Here is a 14,271-nt window from a genome sequence, read left to right on the forward strand (position 1 = left end):
CCCAGTGCTTGGTAAACGACGCGTTTAAAGCCGTGGTGAAGGCGGCGGCAAATCGTACTGAATTTATTCAGTAACCTTTATTTCCGCCTCGGGCGGCGCGGGCCCGTGTTCATGAATTCCCGCCCAGGCGCCGAATCAGCCGCTCCAGGGGCTGAGGACGCCCCAGAACCACAGCACCACGGCGAAGGCGGAATAGAGCAGCACCGTCACCGAGAAGGCGAGCTTGCGCAGCGGCGTCCAGGAATCCACCCGCCGGCCGCCGCGCCAGATGGCCGGCAGCAGGAGCAGGGTCGCCAGGGTGAGCGCCGCGGCCACCAGGGCGCAGGCGGAGGCGATGAACAGGAAGGGTCCCGGCCAGCCGTACATCACATTGGCGATGTCGCCGGTGCGCGAGGCCCACAGCCCGAACAGGACCAGCATGGTCAGCCACAGGGCGGCCTGGATGTTCTGGATCAGGCTGGCGCGGCTCTGCACCGGTGTCTCGCGGAACTCCCGGCGGTTGCGCAGGAAGATGCCGGCCAGGGTCGCGGCGGCGGCGGCGCCGGTCAGGATCGCCAAGGTCATGGCCGTGGAGGGATTTTTCCAGAAGCCGGCCCGCTCGAAGGTCTGGTCGCCGAAGGCGCCCTGGAAGCTCTTGGCGCGGTCGTCGCCCATCTTGAAGGCCAGGTGTTCGGAGCCGGTGGTGGAGATGAAGCGGCCCTCGGCGAGATCGCCCTCGGGGACCCAGGTCTTGGCGCCGAGGAAGTTCGTCGTGACCAGACGGCCCCGGCCGTCGACCTTGACGGTGGTCCCGCCCGTGGCCAGGCCGACGATCGACTCCAGGCCGCGATAGGCGCGGCGGGTGCCCAGATAGTAACCCTCAAAGGCGCGAGCCTGGTCCTTCAACGCCTCCGAACCGGGACGCGGATAGGCCTGCGGTGGGGCGTAGAACTGGCCCACCACCTGGCCGGCCAGACCCATGGCCAGATCGCCGCCGGTCTCGGTGTTGGTGCTGACGAAGACGCCCAGGCCGAGATTCGGCACGACCACCATGTTCGACAGGAAGGACAGGGTGCCGCCGGCGTGGCCGAAGCCGGTGCGCCCGCCGGGCAGGCTGTATTCGATGAAGCCGTGGCGCCAGCCGCTGATCCCGGCCGGGGTCTTGCGCAGCGGGGTGCGGAAGGCCTGGGCCGCGCCGGGGCCGTAGATGGTCGCGCCGTCGATCACGCCGCCGTTCAGCAGGAGCTGCATGTAGCGGGCCATGTCGGCCGCGGTGGACGAGGCCGAGCCGGCGGGGGCGATGTGGCCGATATGTTCGAACGGCCGCGCCTCGAAGCCGCTCGGGGTCCAGCGATAGCCCTCGGAGATATTGCCCGCCAGGCGGCGGGGGATGGCGCCCGCGATGCCCGACTTCGGCTCGTGCGGCTCGCGGAAACTGGTGTTGCGCATGCCGGCGGGCATGAGGATCGACTCCTCGATCAGCCGCTCGAAGGGTTTGCCCGAGACATAGGACACCGCCTCGCCGGCCAGGGCCGCGCCGTAGTTGGAATAGCTGGCGACCTCGCCCGGAGCGCGGACGCGCCGCGGCCGTTCCTGGCGCAGATACTCGTCCATCGACCGCTCGCGGGCGAAGTTGCGCTCGAACAGGTGGCCCAGCGCACGGTCCTCGAAGCCCGGCGAATGGTCCATGAGGTTGACGATCCGCACGGGTGTGCGGAAGCCCTGGTCGCGGATCTGCAGGCGTTCGGGCAGGTAGAGATTGACCGGGGCGTCCTTGCGGATGCGGCCGGCCTCGATCTCCTTCATCAGGGCGATCCAGGTGAAGGTCTTGGAGATCGAACCCACGCGGAACAGGGTGGCGTCCGGATCGACCTTGCGGGCGGGGTTGAGGCTCGCGAAGCCGTAGCCCTTCTTGAGGACCACCTGGCCGTTCTGCACCACCGAAACGGTGACGCCGGCGATGTGGTCGCGGGCCATGGCGCTGCGCACCACGCCGTCGACGAAGGCCTCGAGTTCGGCCGGGGGCAGGGTCTCGGCGGGGGCCAGGCGCGCGCCGCTGGGGGTGACCGGCAAGGCGGGGACCACGCCGATCGGGGCCGTGGGCGTCGCCGCCGCCGCCGTGGCGGCGGGCGCCGGCCGGGTCGCCGCCGGGCGTGGCGCGGCAGGGCGGGCAGGGCGCTGCAGGCTGGTATAGGGCGCCGGCGCTGCTGGGATGGGCGCCGCGGGGATGGGCGCGGCGGGGATGGGCGCCGCGGGCGCGGCCTGGTCCTGCGCCAGGGCGGCGGAGCCAGCGCACAGGGTGAGGGCGGCCGCCAAAACGGCCTTGATCGTCAAACGCATGTAAGAATTTCCGCCCACCGGTTCATGCAGGTAAGTCCCCTTGTAGGCGCCCTCTTGGGACAGCGCTAGTCGGCGTCCGGCGGTCCGCTGGGGAAGGAATAGAGCGGCAGCATCGGCCGCAGTTCCGCCCCGATCGACAGCTGTGGTTCGGAGGGCGGCTTCATGCCCTCCTGGATTTCGCGCAGGGCCACGCAGCTCTTCACCGACGAGGCCAGGGCCGCGAAGTCCTTGGAGAGGGGGCTGGTCTTCAGCACGCAGTCGTCGAAGAACGGATAGACGCTGTCCTCGCCGCAGCCGAACGAGGTCCGGTCGGGTCGCGCGGCGGTCAGGATCATGCGGTTGGGCGCGGCCAAGGGCCGCACGAAGACCCCGGAGAAACAGGCCGACATCACCACGATGGTCGGCCGCTGGGCGCAGGTGGCGTCCAGCATGGCGTTGAGAATTCCGGGGCTGAGGATCTGCTTGTCGATGACCACGCCCTGCGGCGCCCCGTGCGAGGTGAAGTAGATCAGGCAGCCGGACCTGGCCTTGCCCGAAAGCTCTTCCAGCGCCTTGTAGATCGCCCGCGGATCGGACTTCTGGGGGCTGTCCTTGTAGCGGTCCGGCCGCACCGAGAAGGTGCGCAGGTTGCCCTGGGCGAACCCGATCCGCCGCAGTTCCCGGGAGACGTCGCGGCGCGCGTTGTCGAAGGCCTCGGTGGGGCCGCCGGCGCTGCCGTGATAGTCGCCGGCCACCACCACGGCGGCCCAGTCGGCGAAGGGATTGGCGAGCGCCGGCGCGGCCCAGCCCAGCAGCAGGGCTGCAAACGCGCCGGCCAGGCCCGCGCGCGGCGCCATCCTATTTCTTGTACTGCTGGAAGGGGGTGGGCACCGCGGTCCCCGTGGCCTTGGCCAGCAGCCGGCCCTCGGCGTCGTAGAGCTCGCCCTCGGTGAAGGCGATGGTCCGGCCCCACTTGGCGACACGGCCGATCCCTGTCAGCTTTCCGGGCGCGCCGGGGCGGAAGAAGGTCGTCTTCATCTCGGCGGTGGGCGCCACGTGGGTCATGCCCGAGGCGACCATGCAGGCCACGGACATGGCCTCGTCCAGCATGGCGCACATATAGCCGCCCTGGATCTGGCGCATGGGGTTGAGCAGGAGCTCGGCCTTGGCGTCGAACTCCACCTCAACCGAGCGCTCGGCCTGGCTCACCGCCACTAGCCGGAACCCCAGGGTCTGGGAGCCGGTGGGCTGGTTCTTCGTGCGTTGGAAGCGCGCGAGGATGGCCTCGTCGGTTAGGGCTTCGGGCTCGGCGGCGACGTCGGTCATGCGGCCTACTTTTTCCGGAAGGTGTCGAGGGAGACGACATTGGGCGCGTCGGGGTCGACTTCGACATTGGATGCATCGGCAGTCTTTTCGGCCCCGCGCGCGGCCGCCGGAGCCTCGCTCGACGCGACCCCCGCGGGCGCTTCGAACTGCAGCAGGAACTGGACGCTGGGATCGTAGAAACGCGTCACCGCCGCATAGGGCACCGACAGCCGCTTGGGCTGGCCGCCGAACTTCAGGGTGACGGAGAAGAAGGTCTCGCCCGGCGCCAGGTCCCAGTACTGGTGCTGCAGGACGATGGTCATTTCATCGGGGTACTTGCCGAGCAGGTCGTTGGGGCCGGAGACGCCCGGGGCCTCGGTCTTGAAGGTGATGTAGAAATGGTGCGCGCCCGGCAGGCCGTCCGGCGCCGCGGCGCGGCGCAGCGCCGTCTTCACCACGCCGCGCAGGGCCTCCTGGGCCATGGCCTCGTAGTGCATCTGGTCTTGGGCCGGCGGCTCCTGAGCCATGGGATCTCCGGAAATCACTTGTGGCGCGGAGGGTAGCGCTTCGGCGCTGGGGCGCAAGGCGGCTCGCGCCGGAGGTGCGCATTGAATTCGCCGAAAAGGAAGTGGAGGGGTTCTGTTGCAAGGCCCCCTCCGAGCCCCGCCTAACGCTGCTAAGACGCTAGGAGTTTATGTCGAAATCTATCGAACCGCTTACGCGGCCAAACGGACTTCTTCAGCGAAGTTATCGTTCGCATTTAGTTTAAAGGCCCGAAACGGTGAGCCACGCCGAGAGAAAGCAACACCTTTACACGTCTGTCGATGCTGATCGGCCCCGCACTTTCCGGCGATAACCCCGGGGGAAGATTGGTGGAGCCGCCGGGAATCGCACCCGGGTCCAGTCCGCTTATTACGTGCGCGTTTATCTCCATAGTCGGGCCGAAGCCCGACACCCCCAATATAGGGGCGATGGGTCGGGTTTTGAAGACCATATGGAAATCCGCCGTTCGCGAAGCGCGGACGGACGCGGCGATTTCGCCAGTCGCCGCGCGGCCTTCGCCAACGGATTCGGGGCTGGGCAAGGCCTTCCGCTAGCCTCTGGGCAACGTTTTCGCACCCCAAGAGGACCCTGACATGAGCCCGCTTCTGCACGCCGCCCGTCCCATCCTGATCGACCTGGCCGCCACCTTCCTCTTCTACGGCGTGCTCGCCGCCACCGGGAACGTCACGCTGGCCACCGCCCTGGGCGTGGCCCTGGGGATCGCCCAGGTGGCGGCCCTCAAGCTGCGCGGGATGCCCATCAGCGGCATGCAGTGGGCGAGCCTGGGCCTGGTCGTGGTGATGGGCGGAGCCACCCTGCTGACGAAGGACGCGCGCTTCATCCTGATCAAGCCGACCATCATCTATGCGGTGATCGGCGCGGCCATGCTGCAGCGGGGCTGGATGAGCCGCTACATGCCGCCGATCTCCGCCGGCCGGATCCCGGCCGGCCTGATCGTGGGCGCCGGCTATGCCTGGGCCGGACTGATGTTCCTGAGCGCCGCGCTCAACCTGGCCCTGGCCCTCACCGTCGACGCCAAGACCGCCGCCGGCGTCATGGCGGCGTGGTCGCCGGTCTCGAAGATCGTGCTGTTCGCCGGCCAGTATCTGCTGTTCCGCCACATCGCCGTGCGACACATCCGCGGCGGCGCCCAGCCTGCCGAGATCACGGCGTAGGCGGCGTCTCCCCCTCGGCCGGCGGCGGTTCGAAGGCCGGGGCCTGAGGTCGGGCGTTGGGCGCTGGCTTCAGGCGCCCCCCGTCGGCGATCAGCCCCTGATAGGCCCGGCGCGCGGCGGAGAAGTCCGCCCCGCCGGGCCAGATCACGTCGAAGCGCGGCTCATGGCCGAGGGCCAGGCTGAACGCGGCCTCCAGGATGTCGGCGGCCTCACCCACCTCCGCGCTGTCACAGGCCCGGCGGACGGCGCGCGAGCGTCCCGGGACCATCAGGGTCAGGTCGTAGGAGGTGCCGTCGACGCAAAGGGCGTCGGCCGCGCCCGAGCCGTCGTCGACCCGCACCTCGCGCGGCGCGTTCCAGATAGGATGTTCGCGCAGGGCCAGGAGCCGCGATGCCGAGTCGCCCGGCGCCTGGGCGTCGAAACCGACCCGCCGCGCGATCCCCGCCTCGCAGCAGCCCAGTCCGGCCCGGCCCTGGACGAAGACGTCGCCCGTCCGGCGCACGGTGACGCGGATCAGGGTCTGGCGGGTGGAGGAGGCGGGGCGCACCGCCACCTCCAGGATCATCTCGCCCCCGAACAGAATCTGGTTCTGCAGGGGTTGCAGGCCCCAGAGGCGGTAGAGCAGGGGGTCATAGCCGTTGTCGATCGCGACCAAGCGGTCGCCGCGACCGAGCCGGCGGCCAGCCAGGGGGTCTGCGGCCTCGGAGAGCTTCGGCCGCTTGTCGTCCCACCAGGTCTTGGGGTCGGGGGGAGGATAGGGCCAGTCGGCGCCGGGCTGGGCCGCCTCCTGAGCAAGGGCGGGTGAAGCCAGGAGCATCAGGAGGAAGGGGAGCAGTGCGGCCGGTCGGACCATCCAGCCCTCCTCACATGGCTTTCGCGCCCCTGGTGATGGAAAGCACGCCGGTGCGCGAGAGTTCCACCAGGCCCAGCGGCCGCATCAGGTCCACGAAGCTGTCGATCTTCGAGGGCGCCCCGGTGAGTTCGAAGACGAAGCTCTCATGGGTGGTGTCGATCACCTTGGCCCGGAAGATGTCGGAGACCCGCAGGGCCTCCACGCGCTCGGCGCCGGAGCCCTTGACCTTCACCAGGGCCAGTTCGCGCTCCAGGCCGTTGGGGTCGCGGGTCACGTCCTGGACGTGGCGGGTGGCGACCATCTTCTCGAGCTGGGCCTCGATCTGAGCCAGCACATGCGGCGCGCCGCGGGTGACGATGGTGACGCGGCTGGTGTGGGCGCGGCGGTCGGTCTCGGCCACCGTCAGGCTCTCGATATTGTAGCCGCGCGCGGCGAACAGCCCGACCAGCCGGTGCAGGACGCCCGGTTCGTTGTCCACCAGGATGGCGAAGGTGGCGAGGTTCTCGGCCTCTTCCTCGTGGGCGAGATCGTAGACGGAGGCGGGCTGGGTGTCGGTGGTCATGGCTGTGCGTCTCGTTCGGGTCGCCGAGCAGGTCTCACATGCGCGCGGCCGGGGCAAGTCGGCGTGCGCGCGCCGCACGGCTCGCCCATAGCCAGGCGCTCCCGTCGGGCGTAAGCTTTGCCGGGGAGCTAGCCCATGATCGAGGGACCTTCGTCCGGCGATGACGCGGCGCAGGAGGCCGGCGCGCCCGTCTTGGCTGCGGCCCAGATCGCGCTGGGACTCGGCCTGCGCGGGTCCGGCGATCGCGAAATCGCCAAGCGAGCCTCCGAACTGCTGGTCAAGCAGAGCCAGATGCTCGACCTCCAGATGGAGGACATGCATGAGCAGCGGCAGCTCCAGATCTCCCACCTTCGCCTGCGCCGCTGGATCTCCTGGTTCAGCCTGGGGCTTCGTGGCCTGACCGTCCTGGTCGGGGTCGGCTTGGTTGCGACCTTCGGCCTCCTGCTCTGGCAGGCAAGCAACGCCAGGGGCGTGGTGATCGCGCCATTCTCCGCCCCGCCGGACTTGGTCGCCCGCGGCCTGTCCGGCGAGGTGCTGGCCAACCGCCTGTTGGACGAACTGGCGGCGCTGCAGTCGCAGACCGACTCCGCCCGCGCAGCCAACACCTTCCGCAGCGCCTTGGATGACGAGATCAAGGTGGAGATCCCCCAGACCGGCGTCTCGCTCGGCGAACTGCTGCAGGTCCTTCGAAAATGGCTCGGACATGAGACGCGGATTTCCGGAGACGTGGTGAAGGGGCCGGCGGGGCTGACCGTTACGAGCCGCGTGAACGGATCGCCGGCCGTCACCGTCACGGGCGACGAGGCCGCCTTGGGCGACCTCATCCGAACAGCGGCCGCGGCCGTCTACGCCCAGGCCCAGCCCTACCGCTACGGGGTCTACCTGGCCCGCAACGGTCGAACCGACGAGGCCAGCGATGTTCTGGACACGCTCTCGCGGCGAGGTCCGCCGACAGAGCGAGCCTGGGCCTATATCGGCCTGGGCTCCCTCGCGGCCGATCCACAGGAACGCCTGACCCTGCTTCGGCGGGGACTTGCGCTCAATCCGCGTCTCGCGCCCGGATGGACGGCGCTCGCCGAAGAGGAAGGCAACCTCGGTCACGACGAGGCCGCCCTCGCCGCCCTGCGAAAGGCTGGCGACCTTCTCGCCCTCCGGGGCGCAGGCGGCACCTCGCCCGTCGCCGCGGCCCAGGGCCGGCTGCGTGTCGAGGCGGCTCAGGCCGAGGCCGTCGGGGACTTCGCACGCGCCAGCCGCGCCTGGTCGGACGCGGCCCTGCAAGCGGGCAACCGGGCGATCAGCGCCGAGGCCGGCGCGCGGGAGGCTATCGACCTGGCCTTCAATCACGACCTGGCGGAACTGGACGACGCGAAGAGATGGGATCTGGCTGATCCTACCGCCTATGGCCCGCTCCTGAGGGCCAAGGCCGAAATCGCTCGCGCCACGGTGACTGACGACTGGGCCGGCACGGTGACGGCGCTCGAGGCCATCGAGCGCACGGCCCAGGGGCGCGGGCCGGACGCCTATAGTCCGTCCATCTGGGCGACCCAGGTCCACCCCTGGCGCGCATACGCCCTGGCGCGGAGCGGTCGGCTGGCGGAGGCCAGGGCGCTGGCGGCGGCCACCCCCGGCGACTGCTATCCCTGCCTGAGGGCGCGAGGGCTGGTAGAAGCCGCCGGCGGCGACCGGCGCGCCGCGCAGGTCTGGCTGGATCGGGCGATCAGCAGTGCGCCGTCGCTTCCGTTCGCCTATGTCGAGCGTGCGCGGCTCGCCCTCCTGTCCGGCGATCCCAGGCAGGCCACGACCCTGGCCAAGCGCGCCCGGGAAGTCGCACCGCGATGGGCGGACGCGGCGGCCGTGTCGGCCGAGGCGCACCAGAGGCTGGGCCGGTGTGCCGACGCGCGCCGTGACTTCGCGACCGCCACCGCCCTGGCGCCGAATTGGAGGCCGAGACCCCGGGCGACGGGGGCGTGCGCGGAGGCTAGCCCTCCAGGGAGATGATCTCGCGCTCGATTTCGGCGGCCCGGGTCGCCGAGGGCGGCGGGTCGGCGAACAGCTCGGTCTGCAGGGCGTTGACCCATATCAGCTTCCGGGCGGCGGCTTCGCCGGTCTGGTTGCTCAGGGCGCCTTCCAGGGTTTCGAGGCGCCGGCTTAGGTCCAGCAGGACCTCAGCGGACGCGGCGACCGACGTATCGGTCGTGGCGGTGGTGGTGGTCTGCACGGTTCCAGCCATGGTCCTCGGCGGCCCACGAGTCTGAGCCGAGGTTTCGCCCGTGAACAACACAAGAGACACGGCGAGCGTGCTGAAGATCAAACGATGGCGCATGGAATCTCCTGCCGGCGGCAGCCGAAGTCGATCGACCCTGGTTAACGCTGGCCCCCCACCACGGGCACAGTCAAGCTGCAACTCGGTTGTTGGGCTTCGCCATAGTAAGTTCGGCGTCACTTTGCAGGAACAAAAAGGCAACATTTAACTTGCCTTGACGGGAAGTTGGGATGAACACTGGTCTCCGGCTGGCCCTGACCGCCGACCCTTTCAACCCACCTAAAGGAGCCTGAGATGAGCACCCAAGACATCGCCAACGACCTGGTCGCGCTCTGCAAGGACGGCGAGTTCGACGCGGCCGGCGAGAAGTACTGGGCCGACGACGTGGTGAGCTACGAGGCGATGCCCGGGGACATGGCCGAGGTCCGCGGCAAGGACGGCGTGCGCGGCAAGGGCGAGTGGTGGACCGCCAACCACGAGGTGCATTCCTCGGAGGTCGAGGGGCCATACGTCAACGGCGACCAGTTCGCGGTCCGCTTCAGGATGGACCTGACCCAGAAGGCCAGCGGCGAACGCATGACCATGGACGAGGTCGGGGTCTACACTGTCGCCGACGGCAAGATCGTCGAGGAGCGGTTCTTCTACTGAGGGCGGGCGCCAGAGGCTCGACGTCGCTTGTATTCGCCTGCCGGGGCCCTATGTCCGTTTCCGGCTAGCTGAACCATAAGACCGGGGACCCCATGGCGATTTCACTCTACGACGCGACCGTCGTCTCATTCCTGCAGACCCTGGGCGGGGTTTCCGGCTTCCTCGAGCGCGGGCTGGCCCACTGCCAGGACAACGGGATCGATCCGCAGGAGATCGTCGACGCTCGCCTGTTCCCGGACATGGCGCCGTTTGCGTTCCAGGTCTTTTCCGTCGCCCACCATTCGCGAGGCGCCATGGAAGCCGTGAAGGCCGGTGTGTTCTCGCCGGCCGCGCCGACCACGCCCTTGAGCTACGCCGATCTGCAAAAGCTGGTCGCCGACGCGATCGCCGCGCTTACGGCGCTGACGCCGGCGGAGGTCGACGCCCTGGAAGGCCGCGACATGGCCTTCCAGTTCGGCGAGCGACGGATGCCGTTCACGGTGGAGGGCTTCCTGCTGTCGTTCTCCATGCCCAACCTGCACTTCCACGCCACCACGGCCTACGACATCCTGCGGACGAAGGGCGTGCCGATCGGCAAGCGCGACTATATGGGCAAGCTGCGGCTCAAGGCCTGAGCCGCAGCTACCTGATCGCCGCGATCTCGTAGAGGAAGTCCACATAGCTCATGGTCGCGCCGACCAGGCCCTCGACCTTGGGATTGCTGGACTCGATCACGTAGTACTCGTTGGGCGCGTGTGCGCCGCTGCCGTGGCCCAGGCCGAACTGGCCGGCGGGAAGGCTGACGGGCGGTGAGGTGAAGACCGCCCCCGGCCAGGAGCCCGCCAGCCGCGGATAGACGGTCACCGCCGCGCCCAGGCGCTTGTAGGTGGCGATCTCGGCCTTGATCAGGCGGCTGTTCTCGTCGGTCTCGGTGGGGTCGTAGCCGCCCGTGACATTGACCTCGATGTCCTGGAAGCCGCGCTTGTCCAGGTGGGCGCGGATCTTGGCCACGGAGTCGGCCATGGTCTGGTTCGGCACCAGGCGGGTGTCGATCTTGGCCACCGCCCGGCCGGGCAGGATGGTCTTGCCGCCGGGGCCCGTATAGCCGGAGACCAGCCCCTCGATATTGATGGTCGGCTGGGAGGCCAGGCGCTCCAGGGTCTTGTCCCAGGCCAGGTCGTCGATCCAGTGGTCGACCCCCAGCGCCTTCTTTGCGTCGGCCTCGTTGAGCTGCTGGGCCGCCATGGCCAGCAGCTCCTTCTCGCGCGCGGTGAGCGGCCGGACCCTCTCGAAATAGCCGTCCACCGCCGGAGTATTCCCGTCGGGCGTGACCAGGGTCTGCAGGGCCTGGACCAGCCGCCAGGCCGGGCTGTCCACCCGGGCCTTCTCGCTGGAGTGGATGTCGGTCTTGGGCCCGCGGCCCCACTTCGCCCCGCTGGCGACCAGTTCGAGCTCGGCTATGCCCTTGGCGCCCAGATTGACGCTGACCCCGCCATTGCTGGGGCTCTGCCAACCGGCCGGGATGACCACGCCCTCGCACGTCTTCAGCGCGGCCAGGACGTTGGGCTTGGTGACGATCTGGCGGAAGTTCGGGCTGCCGATCTCCTCCTCGCCTTCGCAGACCAGGACGATGTTGACCGGCGGCTTCTTGCCCGCGGCGCGGATGGCGTGCAGCCCGGCCAGGAAGGTGGCCTCCGGCCCCTTCTGGTTCACCGCCCCGCGGCCGACGATCACCTTGCCGAAGCCCGGCTTGTCGACGACCCGCGCCTCAAGCGGCGGGGAGCTCCACTCCGCCGGGTCGAACTGCTTCACGTCGTACATGAAGTAGATGCCGATGGTGCGCTTGGCGCCCGCGTCCAGGGTGGCGAAGACGCCGGGGTGGCCGTCGGTGGGGACCTTCTCGATGTGCTGGAAGCCGGCGTCCTTGGCCAGGGCCATCATGTAGTCGGCGCCCTTGTCCATGTCGCGGTTCTCCGCGGCGATGGAGGGCAGGGCGATCCAGTCCTGGATGCGCTTGACCGAGGCGTCGTACCCGGCCTCGGCCGCCTTGCGGATCGCGGCGAGGTCGCCGCTGGCGGCGAAGGTCAGGCCGGGTGCGAACAGCGCCGCGGCGGTTCCGCCGGCCAGCAGAGCGCGGCGGTTGTGGATCGGGCCAGCGGCCATGCGTTCGTTCGACATCCCAGTCCCTCGGCGATTTGAGCGCAAGGATTAGGACGTCCGGATTCGCCGCACGGCAAGCAAGACCGGCGGATCGAAGTTCTCTGAACGATGGCCTGATCAGGAGGGCGCGGGACCGTAGAAGTTCACCTGCTGGTCCCACCACTTTTCCGGGAAGCCGGCTTCCCAGGGGTAGAGGCCGGTCTCCACGTCGCGAAACACCAGTTGGAAGGCCCTCACGTCACTGTTCTGGCCGGTGGTCTTCCGGCGATGCCAAAGCGCGAAGTGCAGACGTCCGTGGCCAATCCAATACGGATCGATTTCCCGCCATGTCATCTTGCAGTCGTCCACCCGCCAAGTCTCCCTGTCCGCAAGGGCGAGCTCTCCGTTTTGAATCTGACGAAACGCCTCGGCCATCAAGCGATCGGCAAGATCCGCTGGAACGCCCGACACGACAATTTCGGGAGAGCCCAGCGTAGGCATCAAGCCGACGGAGTAGCTCCAGGATTCGGGCCCCTCGACCGGAATCACGACCCAACCGCGCTTGGCTACGGCGCTAAGAAGCCTCCGCCGGTATGACCACAAGCCAAACCACTTGAACATTCAAGTTCTCCCAACAGCATAGCTTCAACTTGCTGTTGAGAGAACAAAACGTCAACATAGGCAGTGCGGCCGCTTAGACCAGGCGCCTGCCCGCGTCGTCGATGATCGAGCCCAGGTCGCGGGCTTCCTCGGCCATGATCATCTCGTTGTGGGCCTTGCCCGAGGGGATCATCGGGAAGCAGTTCTCTTCCTTGGTCACCCGGCAGTCGAACAGGACGGGGCCGTCATACTCGACCATCTCGACGATCTTGGCGTCCAGCTCGTCGGGGTGCTCGGCGCGCAGGCCCAGGCAGCCGAAGGCCTCGGCCATCTTCACGAAGTCGGGCAGGCTGGACGAATAGGAGTGGCTGTAGCGCTCGCCGTGCAGCAGCTGCTGCCATTGGCGGACCATGCCCATCCACTCGTTGTTCAGGATGAAGATCTTGATCGGCAGGCCGTACTGAACCGCCGTCGACATCTCCTGCATGGTCATCTGGACGCTGGCGTCGCCGGCGATGTCGATGACCAGGGCGTCGCGGTGGGCCATCTGCACGCCGACCGCGGCCGGCAGGCCGTAGCCCATGGTTCCCAGGCCCCCGGACGTCATCCAGTGGTTGGGCTTGTCGAAGTGGTAGTACTGGGCCGCCCACATCTGGTGCTGGCCGACCTCGGTGGTGATGAAGGTCTCGCGGTGCTTGGTCAGCTCGTACAGTCGCTCGACGGCGTGCTGCGGCTTGATCAGGTTTGCGTCGGGCTTGTAGCGGAACGACTGGCGCGCGCGCCAGGCCTCGATCTGCCGCCACCAGTCGTCCATGGCGCTCTTGTCGGTGGAGAGGTTGCGGCTCTTCCAGGCGGCGATCAGGTCCTCCAGCACGCTCCCGGCGTCGCCGACGATGCCGATATCGGCGCGAACGTTCTTGGAGATCGACGAGGCGTCGATGTCGATGTGGATCTTCTTCGAGGTGGGCGCGAAGGCGTCCAGGCGGCCGGTCACCCGGTCGTCGAACCGCGCGCCGACGGCGATCATGACGTCGCAGTCGTGCATGGCGTTGTTGGCCTCGAACGAGCCGTGCATGCCCAGCATGCCCAGCCAGGCCGGATCGGACGCCGGGAAGGCGCCCAGGCCCATCAGGGTGGAGGTGACCGGCGCGCCGGTCAGCTTGGCGAACTCGGCCAGCAGCTCGGCTGCGCGGGGGCCAGCGTTGATGACGCCGCCGCCGGTGTAGAGGATCGGCCGCCGGGCGCCGGCGATCATGGCCGCGGCCTCGGCGATCCTGGCCGGATCGCCCTTGGTGCGCGGGCGATAGTCGTGGGCGTGGACCACGTCCTTGGGGCCCTGATAGACGCCCCTCGAGAACTGGACGTCCTTGGGAATGTCGATGACCACCGGCCCCGGACGGCCCGAGGTGGCGATGTGGAAGGCCTCGTGCATGATCCGCGGCAGGTCGGCCACGTCCTTGACCAGGTAGTTGTGCTTGGTGATCGACCGGGTGATGCCGATGGTGTCGCATTCCTGGAAGGCGTCGGTGCCGATCAGGTGGGTGGCGACCTGGCCGGTGATGACGATCAGCGGGATCGAGTCCATCAGGGCGTCGACGATGCCGGTGACCGCGTTTGTCGCGCCGGGGCCGGAGGTGACCAGGACCACCCCGGGCTTGCCGGTGGAGCGGGCATAGCCCTCGGCGGCATGGGTCGCGCCCTGCTCATGGCGGACCAGGACGTGCTGCAGGCGCGGCTCGGAGAACAGGGCGTCATAGATCGGCAGGACCGCCCCGCCCGGATAGCCGAACAGCACCTCCACGCCCTGATCGATGAGCGAGCGGACGACGATCTCCGCGCCGGTCAGGGTTTCGACGGTGGCTTCGGCTTCGATGGTCTGGTGGGCGGTCATTTCGGCGGGACCTTG

At 68.7% G+C, this 14,271-nt stretch carries 14 protein-coding genes and 1 other RNA gene; 4 read left to right on the plus strand and 11 right to left on the minus strand.

The annotated features are described in order from the left end of the window. Positions 1–135: 135 nt before the first annotated feature. The 5 genes from M9M90_RS05825 to ssrA form a co-directional block, all read right to left on the minus strand. Entirely contained in the window at positions 136–2,319 is a 2,184-nt protein-coding gene (locus tag M9M90_RS05825; RefSeq protein ID WP_254836221.1) for a serine hydrolase, read from the minus strand. Positions 2,320–2,384: 65 nt separating this feature from the next. After that, a complete protein-coding gene (locus M9M90_RS05830) occupies positions 2,385–3,155 on the minus strand; it encodes a C13 family peptidase (protein ID WP_254836222.1) in 771 nt (256 codons plus the stop codon). 1 nt (position 3,156) lies between these two features. Next, on the minus strand, positions 3,157–3,624 hold the full coding sequence (locus M9M90_RS05835) for a PaaI family thioesterase (RefSeq protein WP_254836223.1): 468 nt from the start codon (positions 3,622–3,624) through the stop codon (positions 3,157–3,159). A 5-nt stretch (positions 3,625–3,629) separates the two neighbouring features. Next, positions 3,630–4,130, minus strand: a complete 501-nt coding sequence (locus M9M90_RS05840; protein ID WP_254836224.1) for an SspB family protein — start codon at positions 4,128–4,130, stop codon at positions 3,630–3,632. Positions 4,131–4,230: 100 nt separating this feature from the next. Further along, positions 4,231–4,595: a transfer-messenger RNA gene (gene ssrA, locus M9M90_RS05845) on the minus strand. 144 nt (positions 4,596–4,739) lie between these two features. Between ssrA and M9M90_RS05850 the strand changes: the two genes are divergently transcribed. Then, positions 4,740–5,321, plus strand: coding sequence for an inner membrane-spanning protein YciB (locus M9M90_RS05850; protein ID WP_254836225.1), 582 nt, complete (start codon positions 4,740–4,742; stop codon positions 5,319–5,321). Here M9M90_RS05850 and M9M90_RS05855 read toward each other — a convergent pair. Next, on the minus strand, positions 5,311–6,174 hold the full coding sequence (locus M9M90_RS05855; RefSeq protein WP_254836226.1) for a hypothetical protein: 864 nt from the start codon (positions 6,172–6,174) through the stop codon (positions 5,311–5,313). The two genes, M9M90_RS05850 and M9M90_RS05855, sit on opposite strands and share 11 nt — an antisense overlap. A gap of 10 nt (positions 6,175–6,184) precedes the next feature. Next, positions 6,185–6,736: an acetolactate synthase small subunit gene (gene ilvN / locus M9M90_RS05860; protein ID WP_254836227.1), complete on the minus strand. Its 552-nt coding sequence runs from the start codon at positions 6,734–6,736 to the stop codon at positions 6,185–6,187. Positions 6,737–6,871: 135 nt separating this feature from the next. Between ilvN and M9M90_RS05865 the strand changes: the two genes are divergently transcribed. After that, on the plus strand, positions 6,872–8,734 hold the full coding sequence (locus M9M90_RS05865) for a hypothetical protein (protein ID WP_254836228.1): 1,863 nt from the start codon (positions 6,872–6,874) through the stop codon (positions 8,732–8,734). Here M9M90_RS05865 and M9M90_RS05870 read toward each other — a convergent pair. Beyond that, on the minus strand, positions 8,715–9,059 hold the full coding sequence (locus M9M90_RS05870) for a hypothetical protein (protein ID WP_254836229.1): 345 nt from the start codon (positions 9,057–9,059) through the stop codon (positions 8,715–8,717). The genes M9M90_RS05865 and M9M90_RS05870 overlap by 20 nt on opposite strands. 234 nt (positions 9,060–9,293) lie before the next feature. On the opposite strand from M9M90_RS05870, the gene M9M90_RS05875 reads away from it, so the two are divergent. Together M9M90_RS05875 and M9M90_RS05880 are read left to right on the plus strand one after the other, a co-directional pair. After that, on the plus strand, positions 9,294–9,647 hold the full coding sequence (locus M9M90_RS05875) for a nuclear transport factor 2 family protein (protein WP_254836230.1): 354 nt from the start codon (positions 9,294–9,296) through the stop codon (positions 9,645–9,647). Positions 9,648–9,739: 92 nt separating this feature from the next. Then, complete coding sequence (locus M9M90_RS05880; RefSeq protein ID WP_254836231.1) at positions 9,740–10,261, plus strand: DUF1993 family protein; 522 nt, start codon at positions 9,740–9,742, stop codon at positions 10,259–10,261. A 7-nt stretch (positions 10,262–10,268) separates the two neighbouring features. On the opposite strand, the gene M9M90_RS05885 is transcribed toward M9M90_RS05880, so the two are convergent. From M9M90_RS05885 to M9M90_RS05895, 3 genes are all read right to left on the minus strand, one after another. After that, positions 10,269–11,804, minus strand: coding sequence for a M20/M25/M40 family metallo-hydrolase (locus M9M90_RS05885; RefSeq protein ID WP_254836232.1), 1,536 nt, complete (start codon positions 11,802–11,804; stop codon positions 10,269–10,271). Between the two features lie 99 nt (positions 11,805–11,903). Next, complete coding sequence (locus M9M90_RS05890) at positions 11,904–12,386, minus strand: DUF4262 domain-containing protein (protein WP_254836233.1); 483 nt, start codon at positions 12,384–12,386, stop codon at positions 11,904–11,906. A 73-nt stretch (positions 12,387–12,459) separates the two neighbouring features. Beyond that, positions 12,460–14,256, minus strand: coding sequence for an acetolactate synthase 3 large subunit (locus tag M9M90_RS05895; protein WP_254836234.1), 1,797 nt, complete (start codon positions 14,254–14,256; stop codon positions 12,460–12,462). Between the last annotated feature and the right edge of the window lie 15 nt (positions 14,257–14,271).

Source organism: Phenylobacterium sp. LH3H17, assembly GCF_024298925.1.
Taxonomy (GTDB): domain Bacteria; phylum Pseudomonadota; class Alphaproteobacteria; order Caulobacterales; family Caulobacteraceae; genus Phenylobacterium.

What these genes read in the sequence shown, in the direction of transcription:
- M9M90_RS05885 (WP_254836232.1), bottom strand. Translation starts at nt 11,804, where the DNA reads ATGTCGAACGAACGCATGGCCGCTGGCCCGATCCACAACCGCCGCGCT.
- M9M90_RS05830 (WP_254836222.1), bottom strand. Translation starts at nt 3,155, where the DNA reads ATGGCGCCGCGCGCGGGCCTGGCCGGCGCGTTTGCAGCCCTGCTGCTG.
- M9M90_RS05825 (WP_254836221.1), bottom strand. Translation starts at nt 2,319, where the DNA reads ATGCGTTTGACGATCAAGGCCGTTTTGGCGGCCGCCCTCACCCTGTGC.
- M9M90_RS05855 (WP_254836226.1), bottom strand. Translation starts at nt 6,174, where the DNA reads ATGGTCCGACCGGCCGCACTGCTCCCCTTCCTCCTGATGCTCCTGGCT.
- M9M90_RS05835 (WP_254836223.1), bottom strand. Translation starts at nt 3,624, where the DNA reads ATGACCGACGTCGCCGCCGAGCCCGAAGCCCTAACCGACGAGGCCATC.
- M9M90_RS05840 (WP_254836224.1), bottom strand. Translation starts at nt 4,130, where the DNA reads ATGGCTCAGGAGCCGCCGGCCCAAGACCAGATGCACTACGAGGCCATG.
- M9M90_RS05870 (WP_254836229.1), bottom strand. Translation starts at nt 9,059, where the DNA reads ATGCGCCATCGTTTGATCTTCAGCACGCTCGCCGTGTCTCTTGTGTTG.
- M9M90_RS05880 (WP_254836231.1), top strand. Translation starts at nt 9,740, where the DNA reads ATGGCGATTTCACTCTACGACGCGACCGTCGTCTCATTCCTGCAGACC.
- ilvN (WP_254836227.1), bottom strand. Translation starts at nt 6,736, where the DNA reads ATGACCACCGACACCCAGCCCGCCTCCGTCTACGATCTCGCCCACGAG.
- M9M90_RS05895 (WP_254836234.1), bottom strand. Translation starts at nt 14,256, where the DNA reads ATGACCGCCCACCAGACCATCGAAGCCGAAGCCACCGTCGAAACCCTG.
- M9M90_RS05850 (WP_254836225.1), top strand. Translation starts at nt 4,740, where the DNA reads ATGAGCCCGCTTCTGCACGCCGCCCGTCCCATCCTGATCGACCTGGCC.
- M9M90_RS05875 (WP_254836230.1), top strand. Translation starts at nt 9,294, where the DNA reads ATGAGCACCCAAGACATCGCCAACGACCTGGTCGCGCTCTGCAAGGAC.
- M9M90_RS05890 (WP_254836233.1), bottom strand. Translation starts at nt 12,386, where the DNA reads ATGTTCAAGTGGTTTGGCTTGTGGTCATACCGGCGGAGGCTTCTTAGC.
- M9M90_RS05865 (WP_254836228.1), top strand. Translation starts at nt 6,872, where the DNA reads ATGATCGAGGGACCTTCGTCCGGCGATGACGCGGCGCAGGAGGCCGGC.